The 3,349-nt window shown below is 28.0% G+C and carries 1 protein-coding gene and 1 pseudogene; both read left to right on the top strand.

What is annotated here, in order from left to right; all coding sequences use genetic code 11:
• Window positions 1-2,630: carboxypeptidase-like regulatory domain-containing protein (locus P8M54_RS12455; RefSeq protein ID WP_300288234.1), on the top strand; the 2,630-nt coding region annotated here is incomplete at its 5' end.
• A gap of 502 nt (window positions 2,631-3,132) precedes the next feature.
• Window positions 3,133-3,279: pseudogene (locus P8M54_RS12450) on the top strand (50S ribosomal protein L27); the annotation flags it as partial.
• Window positions 3,280-3,349: the final 70 nt, after the last annotated feature.

Here is a 3,349-nt window from a genome sequence, read left to right as displayed (position 1 = left end):
TGATGAAAAAAAGTAGTTTCCTGATAATTGTTTTTTTGATAGTTCAAACTATTCAATCCCAAACCATAATCAAAGGAAATGTCAAGGATCTACAGAATAATAGTTTAAGCAATATTAATGTTTTTTTAAAGCTTGATAATGAAAATGATGCACTTGTTTTTACCAAAACTGACCAAAAGGGCTATTATGAATTAGTTCACAATGTTGTGGGCACATACCAACTTACTTTCTCATCTATATCTTTTGAAAAAGTGGTTTTTCCGCTCAAAATCGAAGCTGATACACACAATATTAAAATTGATGTTGTTTTGAAACCTACATTTCTTGAATTAAGTGAAGTGATAGTAATTAAAGCAAAGTCAATAATTATAAAAAAAGATACTATTGTTTATAATGTCGCTTCCTTTAATAGAGGTAATGAGCAAGTCGTTGAAGATGTCTTGAAAAATTTACCAGGAATTACTGTGGAAAGCAACGGTACAATTAAAATTGGCAATAAAGAAGTTGAAAAAATAATGATAGAAGGAGATGATTTTTTCGAAGAAAAATATAAGTTGTTGTCAAAAAACATGCCTTCTTTTACAATAGATCAAGTAGAAGTTATTCAAAAATACAGTGAGAATAAACTCCTTAAAAATATTGAGAGTAGTAATAAAGTTGCTCTAAATTTAAAACTTGTTGAAAATTTCAAAAAGCAGTGGTTCGGAACAATGTATGGAGCTAATAACTTGATTTTTAATAGTAACAATAGGCATCAATTGAACCTAAATATCATTAATATTGGAAAAAAAAATAAATATTATTTTCTTGCCGATCTAAATAATATTGGGCAAGACTATACTAGTACAGAAAAGCCAAGTAAGGAGGAGACGAATGCTATTTTCCGAGATAATCTTATCATCACACAAAAACAAACACCCAATTTGAAATTAAATAAGTATAATTTCAATAATCAAAAGCTAGTTTCTTTGAACGCAATTAATACTTTAACTAAAAAGCTAAAATTTAAAACAAATGCGTTTTTGATTTCAGATAATGTTTTTTATTCCAAAAGTAGTACACAAAATACAAATGTTAATTCTATTAACTTTCAAAATATAGAGAATTCCAATAGCTTTAAGGACGTTCTCAGCGGCAATGTAAAGATTGATTTAACTATTGACATTTCAAAACAAAACCAGTTAGAATCAAGTACAACTTTTAATTTTAAAAATTTAGGCAATTTTAATACTACTAATTTTAATGATGAAACAGTAAAGGAGATGATGGGACAAAGAAGTTTTTTTGTGAATCAAGAGTTATCGATTACCCATAAAATAAATGATAAAAGTGCATTTTTATTATCTACTGTCTTGTTAAAAAATGATGCTAATGAACATTTTTTCACTTCACCTTTTCTATACAACTTAGTATTTGATCAAGATGCTATCGCAACAAATCAAACGGTAAACCGAAATTCACTGTATAACGCTGTAGAAGGCAAATATATTTTAAAGCAAAATAATGAAAATATGTTAGAACTTGCGGTTGGAAATTTTTTTGAAAGTAGCGAATATCAAACCCAGTTTGATTTATTAAACGATCAATCTGTTATATATCCAGCTGATTTCCAGAATAATTTACGCTACAACACAAATGACTTGTTCTTGAAATCGAAATATATATTTAATTATAAAAAAGTTGCTTTTTCGTCTTCATTATCAGTACATAATCTTTCCGCACGATTAAATGATTTAAACGAAAATTTCCTTCTAGTCAACAGCGATTTTGGAGCTAGTTTTAAACTTTCTCCCAAAAATATAGTAGTATCTTCCATTTCATACAATACTAAAAATACAAATGCAATTGATGTCTTACCTAACTATTATAATGAGAGGTTCAGAAATTTCACCAAAGGTATGAATAGCATCGATCGACTAGCTACAACGAGCTTAACTATTAATCATTTGTACGGTAATTGGGCTGATAAATTTTCAGCTAATTCCTTGTTTATCTACACGAAAGATTTCGATTTTATCAGCTTTAATTCCTACTTAACACAAAATGCCGTTCTTAATGATAAAGTGCTATTGAAAGGAAGGGAGAGTTTTACTTTTCTATCCTCCGTAAATCAATATTTAAAGCCAATTTCATCCAACTTGAAGTTAAGTATTAGTAGTGTTGTTTCGAATAATAGGAACAAGATAAATGAGGTAGAACGAGCTTTTAGCAGTACTAGTCTTAATTATGGTTTGGAAATACGTTCTGCTTTTAAAGGAAAGGCACAGATCAATCTGGGGTCAAAATGGAGTTATAATTTAATTGACACTGGTGTGAAAAGCTCATTTAATGACAACATAAGTTTTTTAGATTTTGTGTACAGTTTTAATAGTAAGGTAAATGTTAAGATTCAAAGTGAGCGCTATTTCTTTGGGAACTTAGATAAGAATAATAATCAATATTATTTTATTGACTTTGAGTGCAGGTATAAATTACAAAAAAATAAAATTGCTATATCGATTATTGGTAATAATCTATTGAATACTAATAATTTTAGAGATTTTTATCAGACAGATAGTAGTACCATAAATAGTCAATATCAATTGCAGCCTCGATTTGCTATGTTAAAATTTGAGTTTAGGTTACCATAAATGAATTAGGGGCCGATAACTTTATAGTTTTACTTAATTACCTCTACGCTAGTGACCTTTAATATTTTTTTTGATTGCAAGTTGAAAAATATCTTTTATAGTTATGCCAAGCGTGGTCACTTTAATAAATAATCAAGTACAGAAAAAAGACATAAAATATTTAAATTGTACATTTTGGTTTTGTAAGTTCTTACTTTTCTCCCAATTTACTATCACAGTACCATTTTCCAAACATAGTTGTCAAAAGGGTAGTTTGACGTATTCTAATAAATTATTCTAATAAATTATTCTAATAAATTAAAGCTCAGGACTAAATTATGATTTTACTTAAATTTATTGCTTTTGAAGCTATATATTTTTCAGAGGTAGTCTTGATCATATTAGTTGTTTTCTGAATATGTTGATATCTATAATTTCCACCGAAACTATTTAATAGATTGTTTACTTCAGACCAACTATTTGGTAAAACCATAATTTCTTTAAAATCATTTCCATAATATAAAGAGGTTCAAAACACAATCAAGGTGAAAATGTTTACATTAGTAAAGATCACACACTACACGCAAGAGTAGATGGAATTGTTAAGTTCCAAAAGAAAAGAGATAACAAATCATACGTTTCAATCCTTCCATTCGAAGTTGAAGCATAATTGATTTTCTCAATTTATTAAAAAACCCAATCTGAAAAGATTGGGTTTTTTTGTTTTTAATCAAGACTAC

This window comes from Flavobacterium sp. (genome assembly GCF_029242675.1).
In the GTDB taxonomy this organism is placed as follows: domain Bacteria; phylum Bacteroidota; class Bacteroidia; order Flavobacteriales; family Flavobacteriaceae; genus Flavobacterium.
The sequence above is the reverse complement of the archived record's forward strand: the minus strand, read 5'-3'. Positions and strand labels throughout refer to the sequence as shown.